Below are 18,729 nucleotides of genomic sequence, written 5' to 3' on the forward strand. Positions count from 1 at the left end.
CCAGGTTACCGTGACGATGGCACCGCCTGGTGGGTGCTCGCGATTGGCAAGATCGAGCCGCGCGCCGGTGCGCTCGAGCAAGGTCTTGGCGATGAAGAAACCGAGACCCATGCCGATATGCTCGTCGGGGGCCTCATTGCTCCAGCTCGGTCCCGGGCGCGTTGTCACGAAGGGCTCGCCGAGCTGCTCGAGCACGGCAGGCGTAAACCCTGCGCCGTCGTCGGCGATGAGGATCCTGACCTCCGCCGCGCTAAAGCGGGCATCGACCTCGACCTTCGTCGCGGCGAAATCGATGGCGTTCTCGATCAGATTGCCGAGCCCATAGATCATGCCGGGGTTGCGTTGCGTCACGGGCTCCTGCACGGCCTTGCCCTCGCCGTCGCCGGCGGCAGGCCCGGTCGCGACCTCGATCGGGACCGCCATCAGCCGGTGCGGATCGACGACCTCCTCGATCAAATGACTGAGGGTGAGGCGGGACAGGATGATGTCTTGCTGCTCGCCGCTGCCGGCGAGATTGGCGAGGATCTCGCGGCAGCGCTCGGCCTGGGCGCGCAGAAGCACGACGTCCTCGTAATGCGGGTCGCTCTCCTTGGCGTCACGGATGAGCTCCTTGGTCACGACCGTTATGGTCGCAAGCGGCGTGCCGAGCGCATGCGCCGCGGCGGCGGCGAGCCCGTCGAGCGCGGACAGCCGCTGCTCCCGCGCGAGCACCATCTCCGCCGCTGCCAGGGCCTCCGCCATGCGCCGCGATTCCTCCGCCGTTCGCCAGGAATAAAGCCCGATGAAGAGAATGCCGGACACGACCGCGGCCCACACCCCCATCACATAGGGGAAGGGCAGCACCAGCGGCCGGTGGTGAAACCACGGCAGCGGGTAGTGAAAGGTCGTGAGCAGCGTGGCGCAGAGCACGGCGAGCGCGCCGAGCGCGATGGTGATCCTGATCGGCAGCGTCGATGCCGACACCGTCACCGGCGCAATCAGAAGGAAGGCAAATGGGTTCTCCAGTCCGCCGGTGAGATAGAGAAGCGCGCCGAGCTGGAGGATGTCGTACCCAAGCATGATGAAGGCGTAATTGCTCTTCAGGCGCTGGCTTGCCGGGTAGCGGATGCGCAAGGCGACGTTCAGCCAGGCCGACAGCGCGATCACGGCAAGGCAGCCGCCGATGGGAAGATCGATGCCGAGGATCCAATAGGCGCCGATGACGGTCGCGGATTGTCCCAGCACCGCGAGCCAGCGCAGCCGCACGATGGTCTGGAGCTTGAGCCGGCTCTCGCCGCGCCGCAGCCAGTCCGACATCGCGGAACCGGACGCGGTTTGACTATTGTTGAGGGCAACCATAGGTGAATCCTAGCACAGTGAAGAGGCCACAATTCCGCCAAGTCGGGCGGCCACGCCGGTCATATGGACAAGAGAGTCGTTGAAGCAAGCAGCCGCCTGGGTGCGGCGCTCCCGGTGGTGGCGCGCGGCCTGACCAAGCTCTATGGCTGCATCACGGCCGTCGACCATATCAGCTTCAGCCTGGAGCCTGGCACGACGGTTGCGCTGCTCGGCGGCAACGGCGCCGGCAAGACCACCACCATCGCGATGCTGCTCGGACTCGTGCTTCCGAGCGCGGGCGAGGTTCGCGTATTCGGCGCCGATATGAGCCGCAATCGCGGGGCCGTCGCGCATCGAATGAATTTCCAGAGCCCGTATGTGGACCTGCCGATGCGGCTCACGGTGCGGCAGAACCTGACCGTGTATGCAAAGCTCTACGGCGTCGCCAATGTTGGCGACCGCATCGCCTTTATCGCCGACGACTTGCAGATCGAGCCTCTGCTCGATCGGCTGACGGGCAAGCTCTCAGCGGGGCAGAAAACGCGCGTCGGCCTCGCCAAGGCGCTGCTCAATGCTCCCGAACTGTTGCTGCTCGACGAGCCGACAGCCTCGCTTGATCCCGACACCGCCGACTGGATCAGGCGCAAGCTCAAGGAATATGCCGAGGACCGCGACGCAACTATCCTGCTCGCCTCGCACAACATGGCGGAGATCGAGCGCCTCGCCGACCGCGTCATCCTGATGGATGTCGGCCGCATCATCGAGGACGCGCCGCCGCGTACCCTGATCGAAACCTACGGCAAGGAGACGCTCGAGGATGTGTTCCTCGACATCGTGCGCGGACGCGTCCGCGACGAAGCCGCAATTCCAACCCGGCAAGCCTCATGACGCGAAGCATCCATGCGCATCCCGGCGCCGAGCCGATACTCCTGCCGCCGACAGGCATCGACGCCTCCTTTCGCCGCATCCGTGCGCTCGTACGGCGCTATGTCTATCTGCTGCGAAGCTCCGGCATCAGGCTGCTCGAGCTGATCTACTGGCCGTTCCTGCAAATGCTGACCTGGGGTTTCTTGCAGCAATATCTCGCCGACACGACGAGCCCGCTGGCGCAGGCCGCGGGCGTCCTGATCGGATCGGTGCTGCTCTGGGATATCCTGTTCCGCTCCAAGATCGGCTTCTCCACCACCTTCATCGAGGAGATGTGGTCGCGCAATCTCGGCAATCTGCTCACCAGTCCGTTGCGGCCCGCCGAGCTTGTCGCAGCGCTCAGCCTATGGAGCGTCATTCGGCTCGGAGTGAGCATGGTGCCGGTCGCCATCGCCGCCTATTTCATTTTCGGCTTCAACCTGCTCGATCTCGGTTTGCCGCTCGCGGCCTTCTTCGCCGTTCTGGTGATGACGAGTTGGTCGCTGGGACTGATCTCGGCGGGCGTCATCCTGCGCTACGGCCTTGGCGCGGAGGAGTTCGCCTGGTCGCTCGCTTTCCTGCTGCTGCCTATCTGCTGCGTATATTATCCCGTCTCGGTCCTGCCGAACTGGCTCCAGCCCATCGCGCTTGCGCTTCCCCCTACCCATGTGTTCGAAGGCATGCGCTCGATCCTGCTGCACGGCACCTTGGATGCGACCGATCTATGGTGGGCGCTCGCCTTGAACGCGGTGTATTTCGTCTTGGGCTACGGCCTGTTCAGCTGGTTCCTGCATGGCGCCCGCGAGAAGGGCACGCTCATTCAGCTCGGAGAATAAGAAAGATGTCTCGCCGCCTTGCTGTGATCGTTGCTGGCTTTCTCATCGGTGCGCTCGCCGGTGCGGCGGCTCTGGTTTTGAACAAGGGTCATGAGACCCTAGGGGTCGCAACCACGGGCACGGCACTGGTCGGCGGGCCGTTCACCCTTGTTGACCAGACCGGCAAGACGGTCACCGAGCGCGACTTCCGCGGCCGCTACATGCTGGTCTTTTTTGGGTTCACCCACTGCCCCGACATTTGCCCGGCCGAATTGCAGGTCATCGCCGCGAGCCTGGAAGCGCTGGGGCCGGCTGCGAAGAAAGTGGTGCCGGTCTTCATCACTGTGGACCCCGAACGCGACACGCCAGAAGTGATGGCGGACTATATCAAGAATTTTGGCGATGAGTTCGTGGGTTTAACCGGATCTCCCGAGCAGATCGCGGCTGTGGCAAAGGCCTATCGCGTCGCTTACGCAAAATTTCAAGAGAAAGACTCGGTGACCGACTATAGCGTCGACCATTCTGCCCTGGTTTACTTGATGAGCCCCAACGGCGACTACATCACACACTTACCCTATGGCACCAGCGCCGAAAAGATGGCCGAAACGCTGCGGCGCTACCTTTAGCCGCGCACGCTAACTCGGGCCTTGCGGCGTTGTGTCATTGCGCTGCAACATAGAATCACCATTTGATTCCGCGATGCAGCATTCTCGTGCAAAGATGCTAAAGTCGGAACGGTGATCCCATGCTCTACCATCTCTATGAGTTGAACCAGGCCGCGCTGAGCCCCGCGAGGGCTGCGGCCGAGGTCGGTCGCCTTCTCTTTCGAAATCCCCTCAACCCCGCCTCGCACACCCCGTTTGGTCGCGGCGCGGCCGCGGCGTTGGAGCTTTTCGAGCGATCCACGCGGCGCTACCGCGAGCCGATCTGGGATATTGCGACGACCACCGTCGATGGACGCGAGGTCGCGGTCCGCGAACGCACCATCATCAGCAAGCCCTTCTGCAAGCTCGTCCATTTCGAGCGCGACGTCTCCGCCTCAAGGCGCCGGAAGGACAACAAGCTCCTGATCGTGGCGCCGCTTGCGGGGCATTTCCCGACGCTCTTGCGCGGGACCGTCCGCGACATGCTACCGGATCATGAGGTCTACATCACCGAGTGGCGGGACGCGCGCCAGGTGCCGCGATCCTCAGGCGGTTTCGATCTGGAGGACTATGTCGACTACATCGTTGAGTTTCTGCGCTATTTCCGGGGCGACGTGCATGTGATGGCCGTCTGCCAGCCAACCGTTCCCGTGTTCGCGGCCGTGTCGCTGATGGAGGCCGCAAACGACCCCAAAGTGCCCCATTCCATGATCTTGATGGCCGGCCCCATCGACGCGCGCGAGAGCCCGACTGCGGTCAACAAGTTTGCCGTCTCACGGACAGTGGAATGGTTCCGGCGCAACGTCATTACGCAGGTCCCGTGGCCGCTTCCGGGCATGATGCGCAATGTCTATCCCGGATTCCTCCAGCTCACTGGTTTCATGGGCATGAATTTCGGACGCCATATTTCGGCGCACCGGGATCATTTTCATCATTTGATCCGGGGCGACGGTGATTCAGCCGAAAAGCACCGCGAGTTTTACGATGAGTTCCTGGCGGTCATGGATCTCACCGAAGAATATTACTTGCAGACGATCGAGAACGTCTTCATCGAGCACAAGCTGCCCAAGGGCGAGATGATTCACCGTAATGTGAAAGTGGACCCGGGCAGGATCCGCCGTGTGGCCTTGATGACGGTCGAGGGCGAGAAGGACGACGTCACCGGCTTGGGCCAGACTTTTGCTGCCCATAAATTGTGCAAAAGCCTCCCGGAGTCGATGCGGGCGCATCACGAGCAGCCCGGCGCCGGCCACTACGGCGTTTTTAATGGTTCGCGCTTCCGTGCCGAAATCGCGCCTAAAATCAAGGCTTTCATGGCCTCGAACAGGCGTCGGACCAGTCGCTTGGCGCGGGCTTTTAGCCGCAACGCGTAATCCGGGGGGAGCATCCGCCCCCGACCCTGTGCTATCGTCGGTTTCGTCGAATCGGAGGCCAACTCCGAAGACGGCAGGGAGCGTAGTGTTATGCTTAAGCGGCTCAAGCCCGGTCGCGGTGAAACCATCGAGGTTAACATCCGTGGCCTCGGGCTCCCCCTTTTACTCAAGCGCAGCCCGCGGGCGCGCCGTTTCAGCCTTCAGGTCAGCGAAGCGCGGCGCGGCGCCGTGCTCACGATGCCGGCGTATTCGAGTTTTGCGGAAGCGGACGAGTTTCTCTCCCGCCATCTCGATTGGCTGAAGGAACATGTCGCGGGTCTCTCCGAGCCGGTGCCGTTCACGCATGGCGCGATCGTACCGTTGCGCGGCTTCGCGTATCAGCTTCGCTTCGCCGGCTGCGTGCGGCGTCGCGGGGTGGTGTGGGTGGAAGCTGCGGAAGACGCCAAGGCCGCGCCCGCATGGCCGGGTGGTGCGCGCGTGTCGGTGCGGCGGCTGCCGCGCCTGCATGTGTCCGGCGAGGACGAACATGCGCCGCGACGTCTCCTCGACTGGCTGAAGCGTCAGGCGCATCTCGATCTCAAGACGCGCGTCGACGTGCATGCGCGCCGCCTCGACCTTCGCCCGAAGCGGCTCTTCATTCGCGATCAAACCACGCGCTGGGGATCCTGCTCGACGAGCGGGGCGCTCTCCTTCTCGTGGCGGCTCGTGCTCGCGCCGCCCTTCGTGCTCGACTATCTCGCAGCACATGAGGTTGCGCATCTTGCCCATATGAATCACGGGCCGCGCTTCTGGGCGTTGGTGGAGCGGTCGATGCCGCGCCAGGTGGAAGCGCGCGAGTGGTTGCGCAAGCATGGTGCGAGCCTGCACCGCTACGGCGCCGATGCCATGCTGCCGTCATCGAACGGCTATTCGCCGAAGCGCAGCATCGAGTAGCGGGAAGCTACGTGTCGCGCGTCTGCTAGTTGCCGGAAAAGATCCCGAACACACGGCGGAAGAGGGGCGTGTCGCCGCCGCTTAGCGCTTGCCACGGCAACTGTGCCGAAGCCTCCTGCACTGGCGGCATGCGCGCCCCCGGCAGCGGCAGCGGCTGCTTGTTCTCATGCGCGTAGAGCATGATCTCGTGCCAGATTTCGGCCGGCACGGTGCCGCCGGTGACCTTCTTCATCTTCGCGCCGTCGTCATTGCCGACCCAGACGCCGCCGACGTAATGCGCGGAGTAGCCGACGAACCACGCGTCGCGTGACGCCTGACTCGTGCCGGTCTTGCCCGCGGCGAAATGGGTTGGGATGCCTGCGGCCTTGCCCGTGCCACGGGTGATGGTGGCGTTCATCATGTCGTTCATGGCGCCGACATATTGCAGCGCCACGACCTGCGGCGGCCGCGCGCTGTTGCGCCGGAAAAGCACGACGCCGTCGCCATTTCTCACTCGCGTGATGATGTGCGGGGTGACGGCATGGCCGCCATTGGCGAAGGGTGTGTAAGCCCCCGTCAGCTCCAAGAGCGTCACCTCCGCGGTGCCGAGCGCAAGCGAGGGGCTCTCATGCAGCACGGACTGAATCCCGAGCCGCCGCGCCGCGCGTGCGACGCGCCAGACGCCGACATCGGCGGCGAGCCTCACCGCGACGGTATTGATGCTCTCGGCCATGCCCTGCCGCAACGTCACCTGGCCGCGGTAGGTGTTGGTGTAGTTCTTCGGCGTCCACCCGGCGACCGTGATGGGCTGATCGGTCTCGACCGAGTCAGGCGAATAGCCGCTCTCCAGCGCCGCGAGATAGACGAAGGGTTTGAAGGCGGAGCCCGGCTGCCGGGAGCCCTTGAGCGCGCGGTCGAACGGGCTCGTCCAGTAGGACCGGCCGCCGACCAGCGCCTTAACGCCGCCCGAGGTGTCGAGCACGACCACGGCGCCTTCACTCATGGAGAGCATAGCACCGTTCGTGTCGAGCTGATTGCGGACAGCCTTCTGCGCCACGCGCTGGAGCCCGGCGTCAATGGTGGTATCGACGATGAGATCGCCGTCCGCGCGTCCGATGAGGCCGGGAAGAAGCTCGGCCACCCAATCCACGGAATAGGGATAGCCGGTGACGTCGTCTCTTGCGCGCAGCCGCAGCGGCTGGGTCTGCGCCGCGCGCGCCTCTTCTTCCGAGAGGAAGCCTGCCTCCACCATGTTTTGCAGCACGTCGTCGAGGCGCGTGCTGGCGAGACTGACGCTCCGCGTCGGCGCATAGCGAGACGGCGCCTTCAAGAGCCCGGCCAGCAGCGCTGCCTGCGGCAGCGTCACCAGGCGCGCCGACTTGCCGAAATAATGCCGCGCCGCCGCCTCGACGCCAAAGGTGCCGCCGCCGAAGTAGACGCGATTGAGATAGAGCTCGAGGATCTCGTCCTTGGTGAAGCGCTGCTCGAGCCAGATCGCGTAGATCAGCTCTTCGAGCTTGCGCTGGAGCGTGCGGTCCGGCTCGAGGAAGAGGTTCTTGGCAAGCTGCTGCGTGATGGTGGAGCCGCCTTCGACCACGCTGCCCGCCGCCGCATTGCGGAACGAGGCGCGCACCAGCCCGATCGGGTCAATGCCGAAATGGCTGTAGAAGCGCCGATCCTCCGTCGCGATGACGGCGTTGATCAGATAAGGCGGCAATCTGTCGAGACGCACATGGCCGCGGCGCAGACCACGCTCCGCGAGCACGGTGCCGTCATCGGCCAGGATGGTGAGATTGGGGGGCCGGTCGTCGAGCGTCGCCAGGATCGGATCGGGCACCTGGGAGATGAAATAGACGAGCGCGCCGCCGAGCACGATGCCGCCCCAGAAGAAGGCGAGCAGGAAGAAGCGCAAGCCGCGATAGAGGAGCGGATGCCAGTTGCGGGTGAGCTTCCGGCGTCTGGCGGGCTTGCGCTGGATGCGTGGGCCCTTGCGCCGCTCGCCAAAGCTCGCCGCAGCCGGACGACGGCCCTGCGCGCTGGGCTTTTGCGTTCGCCGTGCGCCCTGCATTACCCCGCCCCCAACCGACCAATGCCCAACGGGCACAGCGACGGTTGCCGCGATGCCAGCCTCAAGGGTTAACCCTGTCGGATTGATACGGCGTTAAGGAAGCTCGGAAGCGGAGGCTGAACTGCGCCTTAAACGTCGAGATTGGCAACCTGGAGCGCGTTTGCCTGGATGAATTCGCGGCGCGGCTCCACGACGTCGCCCATCAGGCGGGAGAAGATGTCGTCGGCGTCCTCGCCTTCCTTGATCTTCACCTGGAGGATGGTGCGGGTATCGAGGTCGAGCGTGGTCTCCCAGAGCTGGTCCGGGTTCATCTCGCCAAGGCCCTTATAGCGCTGGAGCGAGACGCCCTTGCGGCCGGCGGCCATGACCGCGTTCAGGAGATCGGTCGGGCCGTGCACGGGCAGCGTCACGACCTTGCGCTTGAGCGTCGCGTGCTTGGCGTAGACTTCCTGGAGGTGGGCGGCAAAGCTATCGAGCTTCAGCGCGTCCGCCGAGGCGATGAACGGCCCGTCGATGAGATGAGACTCCATGACGCCGCGAAGCTCGCGCCAGAAGCGCGAGCCGCCCTCGGGAAGCGCCTCGCCCGTCCAGCCGCGCTCGGTCTCGTCGGCAAGCGCATCGAGCCGCTTGGCGATATAAGTCGCCGCCGCCTGCGCTTGCGCGCGGTCCTTCAGCACCTTCGGATTGAGCACGCCCGCGATGGCCGCCTGTTCGATGATGAAGCGCGGGTAGCGGCTGTGCAGGCCCTTCAGGATCGAGACGATCTTGCGCGCGGTCTCAACGATGTCGCGGAGATCCGCGCCGCCGCGTTCGGCATAGTCGCCGGTAAGGAGCACGGTGTCTTCAAGCCCCTCCTCGACGAGATAATCCTCGAGCGCCGTTTCGTTCTTCAAATAGCGCTCGCCGGTGCCGCGCTTCACCTTGTAGAGCGGCGGTTGCGCGATGTAGAGGTGGCCGCCTTCGACAAGCGCAGGCATCTGCCGGTAGAAGAAGGTGAGCAGCAAGGTGCGGATATGCGCGCCGTCCACGTCGGCGTCCGTCATGATGATGATGCGGTGATAGCGGAGCTTGGCGAGATCGAAATCGTCGCGTCCGATGCCCGTGCCGAGCGCGGTGATGAGCGTGCCGATCTCCTGGCTGCCGAGCATCTTGTCGAAGCGCGCACGCTCCACGTTGAGGATCTTGCCGCGCAAAGGCAGCACGGCCTGGAAGGCGCGATCGCGCGCCTGCTTGGCGCTGCCGCCGGCACTGTCGCCCTCGACCAGGAACAGCTCGCATTTGGAGGGATCGCGCTCCTGGCAGTCGGCGAGTTTGCCGGGCAGCGAGGCGATGTCGAGCGCGCCCTTGCGCCGCGTGAGTTCGCGGGCCTTGCGTGCGGCCTCGCGCGCGGCGGCCGCCTCGACGATCTTTTGCACGATGATGCGCGCTTCACCGGGATTCTCCTCGAACCATTGCGAGAGCGCCTCGGCCATCACGCCTTCGACCACGGGGCGCACCTCGGAGGAGACGAGCTTATCCTTGGTCTGGCTTGAGAATTTGGGGTCCGGCACCTTGACCGAAAGCACGCAAGTCAGCCCCTCGCGGGCGTCGTCGCCGGTAAGCGCCACCTTCTCCTTCTTGGCGATCCCGGATTCGGCCGCATATGTGTTGACGGTGCGCGTCAGCGCCGCGCGGAAGCCCGCGAGATGGGTGCCACCGTCGCGCTGCGGGATGTTGTTCGTGAAGCACAGCACGTTCTCGTGGTAGCTGTCGTTCCACCACAGCGCCGCCTCGACCACGATGCGCTCCTGCTCCCGCATCACCACGACCGGCTCGGTGATGAGCGGGTGCTTGGTGCGGTCGAGATAGCGGACGAATTCCCGCAACCCACCCTCGTAGCGCATCTCTTCGGTCTTGGGCTCGACCCCGCGATGATCGGTGAGCAGGATGCGCACGCCCGAATTGAGGAACGCGAGCTCGCGCAGCCGGTGCTCCAGCGTTCCATAGTCGAATTCGACCATGGTGAAGGTGTCATGGCTCGGATGGAACGTGATGCGGGTGCCGCTCTTGCCCTCCGCGTCCCCGACGATCTTCATCGGCGCCTCGGCGACGCCATGGGCGAAGCGCATGAAATGCTCTTTCCCCTGGCGCCAGATGGTGAGGTCGAGCCGGACCGAAAGCGCGTTGACCACCGACACGCCGACGCCGTGCAAACCGCCGGAGACCTTGTAGGAATTCTGGTCGAATTTTCCGCCCGCGTGCAGCTGGGTCATGATGACCTCGGCCGCCGACACGCCTTCGCTGTGCATCTCGGTCGGAATGCCGCGGCCGTTATCCTCGACCGTCACCGAGCCGTCCGCGTTGAGCGTGACAGTGATCTCGTCGCACCAGCCGGCCAGCGCCTCGTCGATGGCGTTGTCGACGACCTCGTACACCATGTGGTGCAGACCGGAGCCGTCATCGGTGTCGCCGATATACATCCCCGGCCGCTTGCGCACGGCGTCGAGACCCTTCAGCACCTTGATCGACTCTGCGCCGTAATCGGAAGTTGCGGCTGCCTTGCGTTCGGAAGCTCGTGTCATTTTTGTCCTGAATCGGTTGCTCAGCCGGGCCTCTCGAAGGCCCCTTTTTCAGCTCCTGATTATACCCTGATTCACGGTGAGAATCTGAGCGTCTTGGGCGATCGGAGCGAATAACGCAACATCGGTTCCGGTCATCCAGGCCTGGGTATCGAGGCGCAGAATTTCGCCAAAAAGGGCCTCTCTTCGGGCCCTGTCCAGATGCGCCGCGATCTCGTCCAGGAGGATCAGGGGAGGGACCCCCTGCAGCGCCTTGATGAACTCCGCCTTGGCGAGGACGAGACCGATCAGAAGCGCCTTTTGCTCCCCCGAAGAGCAGAGCGGCGCGGGGATTTCCTTGGGCCCATGCGAGACGATGAAATCGCTGAGATGCGGACCTTCAAGGGTGCGCGATGCCGCACGGTCGCGCTCGCGGCTCGCATCGAGCAGCGCACGATGGGCGTCCTCGACCTCCGTCGCGGACTGCATCGCGAGCGCATTTTCGAGCATCCCTTCGACGCTGATGACCGCCCACGGAAACGGACTGTCGCCGCGCGCACGCCGCGTGGTCTCGATCAACGCAGCTAGCCGCGCGACGGCATCGAGACGCGCCGCCGCGATCGCGACGGCGGCTTCGGCCATCTCCGTCTCCAGTCCCGTGAACAGGGTACGCGAGCCTTCGCGCATCTGGAATAGCCGATTGCGCTGCCGCATGGCGCGATCGTAGCGGCCGAGCGGACCGCGCATCTTGGGATCGATCGCAAGCACGAGACGATCGAGAAAGCGGCGGCGCTCCGACCCTGGCCCCGTAAACAAGCCGTCCATGGCGGGGATCAGCCAGATCACGCTCACATAATCAGCGAGCGCGCCGGCGCTCTGCTCCTTGCCGGAGATGCGCACAACGCGGCCGGTCCCCTCGCCCGCCTCTGGCGGCGCCGACCCGGTGCCGATCTCGACCTCGCCGTGGCGCGACATCACCCGCGCGGCAATCGCGAAGCCGCCGGGGGCATCCTTGCGCACGAGATCGCCATAGGGGCGGCCGCGTAAGCCCTGGCCCGCGCCGAGCAGCGACACGGCCTCCAGAAGATTGGTCTTCCCCGCGCCGTTCTCGCCGACAAGCAGCACGGGGCGATCGTCGAGCCTCACATGCGCGCGTGCGTAGTTGCGAAAGTCCGTGAGCTTCAGATCGGCGACATAGAGCCGCTCGGGCCGCCCCCTCGCCGCCGCGCCCGATCTATCCTCTCCGTATGCCGCGCTTAAAAGGGCGCTCATACCCGCATCGGCATGAGGACGTAGAGGGCGGATACGTCCTTGACGTCGCGCACCATCGTCGGGGACCCGGGATCGGCAAGCTGGAACTCGGCCGTCTCGCCTTCGAGCTGTCCCGAAATATCCAACAAATATCGCGCATTGAAGCCGATTTCGAGTGGATCGAAACCGTAATCCACCGCGAGTTCCTCGGTGGCGCTGCCGCTATCCGGATTATTGACGGAGAGTATGAGCTTACCGTCCTCGAGGCTAAGCTTCACGGCGCGGCCCTTATCGCTCGACAGCGTGGAGACGCGGTCTACGGCCTGCGCGAAGGCAGCGTTATCGACCTCCATGCGCTTGTCGTTCCCTTGCGGGATGACACGCGCATAATCGGGGAAGGTGCCGTCGATCAGCTTCGAGGTGAGCACGACCCTCGACGTCGAGACGCGGATCTTGGAGGGCGACAATTCGAGCCGCACATCGCCGCTCGTGTCCTCGACGAGCTTGGCAAGCTCAAGCACGGTTTTGCGGGGCACGATCACGCCGGGCATACCTTCGGCGCCTGAAGGAAGCGGGATTTCCACTTGCGCCAGGCGATGGCCGTCGGTCGCGACTGCGCGCAAGGTCGGCTTGCCCGCATCCTCGCCCGCATGCAGATAGATGCCATTCAGGTAATAGCGCGTCTCCTCCGTGGAGATGGCGAAGCGGGTCTTTTCGATCAGCCGCTTCAGGTCGGCGGCGGAAAGCGTGAAGGCGTGGCCGAGATCGTCGACGCTCAACGACGGAAAGTCGTCGGCCGGCAGCGTTTGCAGCGAGAACTGCGACGGCCCGCACGAAATGGTCAACCGCCCCTGCTCGCCGTCGCGCACGAATTCGATCTCGGCATCCGGGAGCTTGCGCACGATATCGTAGAACATGTGCGCCGGCACGGTCGTGGCGCCTTCGCCCTTGCTGCGGCAGGGAACGGTTTCCACGAGCTCCATGTCGAGATCGGTCGCGGTGAGCTTCAGCTCGTTATTGGCCGTGGCGAGGTGGACGTTCGACAGGATCGGAATGGTGTTACGCCGCTCCACTACGCTCGCCACATGGGCAAGAGCCTTGGAGAGACTCGACTTATCAATGCTCCACCGCATGGGCTGATTGTTACCTTTTCGACGACCTTCCGACCGGCGCTTTGAGCCCGCCTAGACCAGCGGTCAAGGCGAGAATCTGCTCCGGTGAAGGCGAGATAGGCGCTTAGAAACCCCTGCTGAACTTGGCCTGATAAGAGGGATTTTGCAAGAGCGTCAAAGGCCCCTCCGCGGCTGCGAAGGGGCCTCTTTTTGGGCTCTTTTCCTAGTCGCGCAGCAGTCGCTTCAGAAGCTCGATCTCCTCGCGCAGCTGATTGTCGTCGCTCATGAGCTGCTCGATCTTACGGATTGCGTGCAGCACGGTGGTGTGGTCGCGGTTTCCGAACCTGCGCCCGATCTCCGGCAGCGAGCGGGAGGTCAGAAGCTTGGCCAGATACATGCCGATCTGCCGCGGCCGTACGATCGAGCGGTTGCGCCGTCCCGACAGCAGGTCGCCGCGATTGACGCCGTAATGCTTCGACACGGTGCGGAGAATGTCGTCGATGCGCACGCGCCTCGGTTCCGCTCCCCGCATGAGGTCGCGCACGATCTGCTCAGCGGTCTCAAGCGTGACGGGCTCGTCGGTGAGCTGGAAGCTTGCACGCAAACGATGGATGGCGCCTTCGAGCTCCCGCCCGCTTTCCGTCAGCCGCTCGGCTAGGAACGCGAGCACGATATCCGACACATTCAGGCCGGTCGTGTCCGCGCAGGCCTCGCTTGCGCGTTTCGACAGGATCTTGTGGCGAAGGTCGTAGTCCATGGTCCCGATCTCGGCGACGAGGCCGCCGCCGAGCCGCGACCGCATGCGCGTGTCCAGCTTGTCGAGCTGTGTCGGCGCGCGATCTGCCGCGACCACCACCTGCTTCCCGCCGTCGATCAGGGAGTTCAGCGTGTGACAGAACTCCTGCTGGATGGTGGGGCCTTGCAGGAACTCCATATCGTCGATGAGCAGAATGTCGATCTTGCGCAGCTTTTCTTTGAAGGCGAGCGCGTCGCGCGCCCGCAACGCCTGCACGAAGCCGGACATAAAGCGCTCCGCGGTGAGGTACAGGACCTGCGCCTCGGGCCTGTGCTGGGTGATGTCCCACGAGATAGCGTGCAGGAGATGCGTCTTTCCCAGGCCCACATTGCCGTGCAGAAACAAGGGGTTGAACAGCGGCTGCGGCGACGAGAAGGCGCCTGCCACCTCTTGCGCGGCGGCGTGCGCCAGCCGATTGGAAGCGCCGGTGAGGAACGTCGAGAAGCTTAAGCGCGGATCGAGGGGCGAGCCCTCAAATCCCTCATAGCCCGTGCGCAACGGGAGCTGCACCGGGGCAGCCTCAGGCGGCATAGGGCTCCGCCGCTGCTGTGGCGCGGCCTCCTTTTGGACTTCACCGCCGAAATGCGGCTGTCTGACCCTGAATTCGATGCGTTCGACTTCGGGCCATTCGCTCCGGCCGAGACGCAGCACGAACTCATAATAGTGCGTGCGCAGCCAGTTCCGCAGAAAGCGCGTTGCGACCGTCAGATGCATGACGGGGCCATCGATACGTTCCAGCTCCACGCCCCGGAACCAACTGGCGAAGACGTCCTCTCCAAGCTCTGCGCGTAGGCGGCTCTTGACCCGCGCCCAGGCGTCTACAGGCGCGATTTGTTCTTGCTGTGCCACGTTTTTTGCCCTGCCCCATTGTATCGTTCGCGCCGCTACGCACCGCACGCCTCACACTTGAGCAGCCAACTATTTCGACGCGGACAGCCATAATCATCATGACGGGGTCTTGCTCCCTAGCTCTGTTGCCAGGGAAGACCGGCCGCCTTCCACCCTTCGACGGCACCGCGATGCCTGTCCCCGTCCAGCGGTCCTTCAAAACCGCCAGCGACGTTATGACAAGCACGGTATCCCGCCTCCGCCATTGCCTTGGCCGCAGCCAAGCTCCGGCTACCCGAACGGCAAATAAAAAACAGCTCGTCGTCCAACTGGATTCCCAGCGCCTTCAGCTCACCGGCCAGGCGCTCGACAAAGCGATGATCCACGGCTTGATCGGGAAAGGTCTGCCACTCAACAAGCACAGCCCTTTTGCCAATCGGTCCTAAATCCGGGATCCCCACATAGGTCCACTCCGCACGTGTGCGCACGTCGACGAGTTGCGAGCGCGGTGTTGTCGTGAGGCTCTTCCAAGCCGTTTCCACGTCAACATCGTCGACCGCTCTATCGTCCGCCCGTGAACTCAACGGTCGCGTCCTCCATCAACGACAGAACGACGTTTCGTCAAATGTTTTGCTGACTAACTATACTTGGTGGTTACGTGACCTAAAGATCACTACCACTCACAGCTTACACGTTAAAATCCACAACATTTCATCCCTCCTTACGCCAGAGACAAAGAAAACCTGTCCCGGCAACAACCAGGCGCATGACGCTTAATTGTAAGGAAGGGGTTCCGCCCCGTTCAGATGTTGGACTATACACATGCGGTTCGGCTGGATCAAGCTATGCCCGGCCACGCAACTGTCACAGATAAGATGTGAGCGGAGCATTCAAGGATGCCGGCCAAGCCCCTGGATCGAAACACGGATTCGAGGCGGCCGTTGCCGGCGCCTGCCTCACATTTGCTGGTTTTACACACGCTCGCGCCGAAGAAATTTTCCCTGCCGGCGCCGATGCCGGGCGCAGAAATGCTGGCGCTCCGGGGCGCCAGACCAAGTCTCTGAAAATGCTTCTGGATTAAGGTCGCGATTGCCATCGCGAAACTGTTGCGCTTCGGCAACAGAGCCCGCTATTGCGCGGGCGCGGCGTCCATGGCGGCGATCCGCTTGGCAAGGCGGGACACTTTGCGCGCTGCCGTCTTGCGATGGATGATGCCGATTTGGCCCGTGCGAGCAATAACTGGCTGGGCGGCGCGAAGAGCGGCCTGGGCGGCATCGCGATCGCCCCCGGCTATGGCCTCCTCGACGCTGCGCGCTGCGCTGCGGAGACGGGTCCGGCGCGCTTTGTTAGCGACGGTACGGCGCTCGGTCTGGCGGCCAGCTTTTTTCGCCGATTTCGTATTAGCCATGGTTCGGTCCTTTGCCCTCGGCCTCGAGGGACGGAAATACCCTGAAAGCTTAGATGATGGTTGGCGTGGTCTATAGCGAGCCGTTTTTGAAGCGTCAACCGAAGTAAGTCATGCCGTTCACGTCCGCGCAGACGGCAAAGCTTCACGCGCAGCGTGAGACCGTCGCGCCCTACTTATTCTTGAACTCAGGCTTCCGCTTTTCGATGAAAGCGGCCATCCCCTCCTTCTGGGTCCTCGGTCGCGAACAGCGAATAAAACTGCCCGCGCTCGAAGCGCACGCCCTCGGCGAGCGTGGTGGCGAAGCCGCGATTGATGGCCTCCTTGATCATCATGACCGCATGCCCGGACAGGTTCGCGATCCTGTCTGCATCCTTCATCACCTCCTCCATCAGCTCCGCGACAGGCACGATCCGGCTGACAAGGCCTGCGCGCTCGGCTTCCTCCGCCTCCATGCGCCGTCCGGTGAGGCAAAGCTCCATGGCCTTGGCCTTACCCACGGCGCGGGTGAGGCGTTGCGTACCGCCGGCGCCCGGCATGATGCCGAGCGTGATCTCCGGCTGGCCGAATACGGCATTGTCTGCGGCAATGATGATGTCGCAGCTCATGGCGAGCTCGCAGCCGCCCCCCAGCGCGTAGCCCCCGACCGCGGCGATTAGCGGCTTGCGGCAGGCGCCGATGCGGTCGAAGGGCGCAAGGAAGTCGCTGCCATAGGCCTCCACGAAGGTTTTCTGGTGCATTTCCTTGATATCGACGCCGGCGGCGAAGGCCTTCTCGTTGCCGGTGATGACGATGCAGCCGATGCCCGGATTGGCTTCGAAAGCGTCGAGCGCACGGTTGAGCTCGCTGATGAGAAGCGTGTTGAGCGCGTTCAGCGCCTGCGGGCGGTTGAGCGTGATGATGCCGACCTTGCCCTTGGTGGTGGCGAGGATAGTCTCGTAACTGGGTGTGGCGTGTGGCTTGGCTTGGTCCCTGCTGATTTCTTCGACATACATTGTGGTCGGTCCTTATCGTTGACAGGTTGGACAGTAAAAACTGGAGCGGCCGTTCTGCACGGCGCGAGCAACGGTGCCGCCGCAGCCTTTGCGCGAACAGGGCTTGCCGGTGCGGCCATAGACCTTGAAGAGATGCTGAAAGCGGCCGAGCGTGCCGTCGGTGCGCGCGTGATCGCGCAGGCTCGACCCGCCCGCCTCAATCGCCTGTTCCAGCACAGCCTTGATGCCGGCGACGAGGGCGATGGTCTTTGCCGTTGCCTTGCCCGTCTTGGTGGGGATGGTGCCGGCCGAGCGGAAGGGCGAGAGCCCCGCGCGGAAAAGCGCCTCGCAGACATAGATATTGCCGAGGCCTGCGATGAGTCGCTGATCGAACAAGGCGGCCTTGATGGAGGTCTTCTTGCCCTTGAGCTTGCCCGCGAGCCAGGCCGGGGTGAAGTCCTTGCTCAGGGGCTCGACGCCGAGGCCTATGAAGAGAGGATGCGTGTCGAGGCTATCGGCAGGGATGAGATCCATATAGCCGAAGCGGCGGGCATCGGTGTAGCGGACCGCGCTGCCGTCATCGAGATGGAACACGATATGCTCGTGCTTTGGAGCCTCCGCAGCCTTTTGGGCGAAGCTGCCGGGCGCGCTTTCCGCTCCATTGGCATGATCGACCTTGAAGCGCCCGCTCATGCCGAGATGCATGACGAGCACCTCGCCGTCGTCGAGCCGCGCCAGCAAGTATTTGGCGCGGCGATCGAGCGCCTCGATGCCGCGGCCTTCGAGCCGCTTCGCGAAATGGGCGGGGAGGGGAAAGCGCAGATCCTTGCGCCGCTGCTCGACCGCCGCGAAGCGATGGCCCACGAGAATGGGGGCCAAACCCCGCCGCACGGTCTCGACTTCAGGCAGTTCAGGCATGGAGGATTAACATACTGCACTGCGAAAGAGTTTCCATTGCGGTGCAACAATAGCATGAACTTGGGCCTTGCGCTATTGTGTAGCGCATGGCTGGGAAAATTGAGGATCGGGGCGCAAAAGGTGCAGACGCGAGCTTCGGCTTCGCGCGCGTGGCCGAAGGCGCCAAGCAGGGCCTGGTCAACCAGGTCTTTGCCAGCGTCGCCGGCAATTACGACCTCATGAACGATTTGATGTCCGGCGGCCTGCACCGCCTTTGGAAGGACGATCTGCTGGGCTGGCTCGCCCCGCCGAAGGGCGCCAGGCCCTTCGCCCTGCTCGATGTTGCGGGCGGGACCGGCGATATCGCCTTCCGCGTCCTCGATAAGACAGGCGCAGGCGCACGGGCCGTCATCTGCGATATCAGCGCTGAAATGATGCAGGCCGGGCGGTCGCGGCAAGGCGGCGCGGACCGCAGGCTCGCGTTCGTCCAGGGAAACGGCGAGGCGCTGCCCTTCGCCGACAAAAGCTTCGATGCCTATACGGTCGCCTTCGGCACGCGCAATTTCACCCATCTCGAGGCGGGGCTCAAGGAAGCCTTCCGCGTGCTCAAGACCGGCGGCCGCTTCCTTTGCCTTGAGTTCTCGGCCGTCGATGTGCCGATCCTCGACCGGCTCTACGATGCCTATTCCTTCAATGCGATTCCGGCGCTGGGCGAGATTGTCGCCGGCGACGGCGCGTCCTATCTGTATCTGGTGGAAAGCATTCGCCGCTTTCCGGATCAGCAATCATTTGCGCGTCTTATCGCCCAAGTAGGCTTCGAGCGCGTGATCTACCGCAATCTGACGGGGGGCATCGCGGCGATCCACTCAGGCTGGCGACTGTGATGCGGATGCG

General features: G+C 63.8%; 15 protein-coding genes and 1 pseudogene. 6 read left to right on the forward strand and 10 right to left on the reverse strand.

Annotation, left to right across the window (positions count from 1 at the left end):
* On the reverse strand, positions 1–1,338 hold a 1,338-nt coding region (locus ACR2J1_RS02590; protein ID WP_434017793.1), incomplete at its 3' end, for an ActS/PrrB/RegB family redox-sensitive histidine kinase.
* A 63-nt stretch (positions 1,339–1,401) separates the two neighbouring features.
* On the opposite strand from ACR2J1_RS02590, the gene ACR2J1_RS02595 reads away from it, so the two are divergent.
* From ACR2J1_RS02595 to ACR2J1_RS02615, 5 genes are all read left to right on the forward strand, one after another.
* Positions 1,402–2,205 (forward strand): ABC transporter ATP-binding protein, encoded by an 804-nt coding sequence (locus ACR2J1_RS02595; RefSeq protein WP_434017794.1) that lies wholly within the window; start codon positions 1,402–1,404, stop codon positions 2,203–2,205.
* Positions 2,202–3,059 (forward strand): ABC transporter permease, encoded by an 858-nt coding sequence (locus ACR2J1_RS02600; RefSeq protein WP_434017795.1) that lies wholly within the window; start codon positions 2,202–2,204, stop codon positions 3,057–3,059. Before ACR2J1_RS02595 ends, ACR2J1_RS02600 begins: the two co-directional genes overlap by 4 nt.
* Before the next feature lie 5 nt (positions 3,060–3,064).
* Positions 3,065–3,664 carry an SCO family protein gene (locus ACR2J1_RS02605; RefSeq protein ID WP_434017796.1) on the forward strand — a complete coding sequence of 200 codons (600 nt, stop codon included), beginning with the start codon at positions 3,065–3,067 and terminating at the stop codon, positions 3,662–3,664.
* Positions 3,665–3,783: 119 nt separating this feature from the next.
* The gene (locus tag ACR2J1_RS02610; protein WP_434017797.1) at positions 3,784–5,055 is read left to right on the forward strand and encodes a polyhydroxyalkanoate depolymerase; all 1,272 of its coding nucleotides are present in this window, start codon (positions 3,784–3,786) and stop codon (positions 5,053–5,055) included.
* Positions 5,056–5,145: 90 nt separating this feature from the next.
* Positions 5,146–5,988: a M48 family metallopeptidase gene (locus ACR2J1_RS02615; protein ID WP_434017798.1), complete on the forward strand. Its 843-nt coding sequence runs from the start codon at positions 5,146–5,148 to the stop codon at positions 5,986–5,988.
* Positions 5,989–6,013: 25 nt separating this feature from the next.
* Here ACR2J1_RS02615 and ACR2J1_RS02620 read toward each other — a convergent pair whose 3' ends face one another.
* From ACR2J1_RS02620 to mutM, 9 genes and pseudogenes are all read right to left on the reverse strand, one after another.
* On the reverse strand, positions 6,014–8,035 hold the full coding sequence (locus ACR2J1_RS02620) for a transglycosylase domain-containing protein (protein WP_434017799.1): 2,022 nt from the start codon (positions 8,033–8,035) through the stop codon (positions 6,014–6,016).
* Between the two features lie 128 nt (positions 8,036–8,163).
* Positions 8,164–10,596, reverse strand: a complete 2,433-nt coding sequence (gyrB, locus tag ACR2J1_RS02625; protein WP_434017800.1) for a DNA topoisomerase (ATP-hydrolyzing) subunit B — start codon at positions 10,594–10,596, stop codon at positions 8,164–8,166.
* Positions 10,597–10,644: 48 nt separating this feature from the next.
* The gene (recF, locus tag ACR2J1_RS02630; RefSeq protein ID WP_434017801.1) at positions 10,645–11,844 is read right to left on the reverse strand and encodes a DNA replication/repair protein RecF; all 1,200 of its coding nucleotides are present in this window, start codon (positions 11,842–11,844) and stop codon (positions 10,645–10,647) included.
* Entirely contained in the window at positions 11,841–12,956 is a 1,116-nt protein-coding gene (gene dnaN, locus ACR2J1_RS02635; RefSeq protein WP_434017802.1) for a DNA polymerase III subunit beta, read from the reverse strand. Before dnaN ends, recF begins: the two co-directional genes overlap by 4 nt.
* 202 nt (positions 12,957–13,158) lie before the next feature.
* The gene (gene dnaA / locus ACR2J1_RS02640) at positions 13,159–14,580 is read right to left on the reverse strand and encodes a chromosomal replication initiator protein DnaA (protein WP_434017803.1); all 1,422 of its coding nucleotides are present in this window, start codon (positions 14,578–14,580) and stop codon (positions 13,159–13,161) included.
* A 116-nt stretch (positions 14,581–14,696) separates the two neighbouring features.
* On the reverse strand, positions 14,697–15,101 hold the full coding sequence (locus tag ACR2J1_RS02645; RefSeq protein ID WP_434017804.1) for a rhodanese-like domain-containing protein: 405 nt from the start codon (positions 15,099–15,101) through the stop codon (positions 14,697–14,699).
* A gap of 587 nt (positions 15,102–15,688) precedes the next feature.
* Complete coding sequence (rpsT, locus tag ACR2J1_RS02650) at positions 15,689–15,967, reverse strand: 30S ribosomal protein S20 (RefSeq protein WP_434017805.1); 279 nt, start codon at positions 15,965–15,967, stop codon at positions 15,689–15,691.
* 169 nt (positions 15,968–16,136) lie between these two features.
* Positions 16,137–16,959: pseudogene (locus tag ACR2J1_RS02655) on the reverse strand (enoyl-CoA hydratase).
* Positions 16,960–16,971: 12 nt separating this feature from the next.
* On the reverse strand, positions 16,972–17,856 hold the full coding sequence (gene mutM / locus ACR2J1_RS02660; RefSeq protein WP_434017806.1) for a bifunctional DNA-formamidopyrimidine glycosylase/DNA-(apurinic or apyrimidinic site) lyase: 885 nt from the start codon (positions 17,854–17,856) through the stop codon (positions 16,972–16,974).
* 86 nt (positions 17,857–17,942) lie between these two features.
* Here mutM and ubiE point away from each other — a divergent pair, with 86 nt between their 5' ends.
* Entirely contained in the window at positions 17,943–18,719 is a 777-nt protein-coding gene (ubiE, locus tag ACR2J1_RS02665) for a bifunctional demethylmenaquinone methyltransferase/2-methoxy-6-polyprenyl-1,4-benzoquinol methylase UbiE (RefSeq protein WP_434017807.1), read from the forward strand.
* The last annotated feature ends 10 nt before the right edge of the window (positions 18,720–18,729 follow it).

Origin of the sequence: Methyloceanibacter sp. (genome assembly GCF_050999895.1) — a bacterium.
Lineage (GTDB): Bacteria > Pseudomonadota > Alphaproteobacteria > Rhizobiales > Methyloligellaceae > Methyloceanibacter.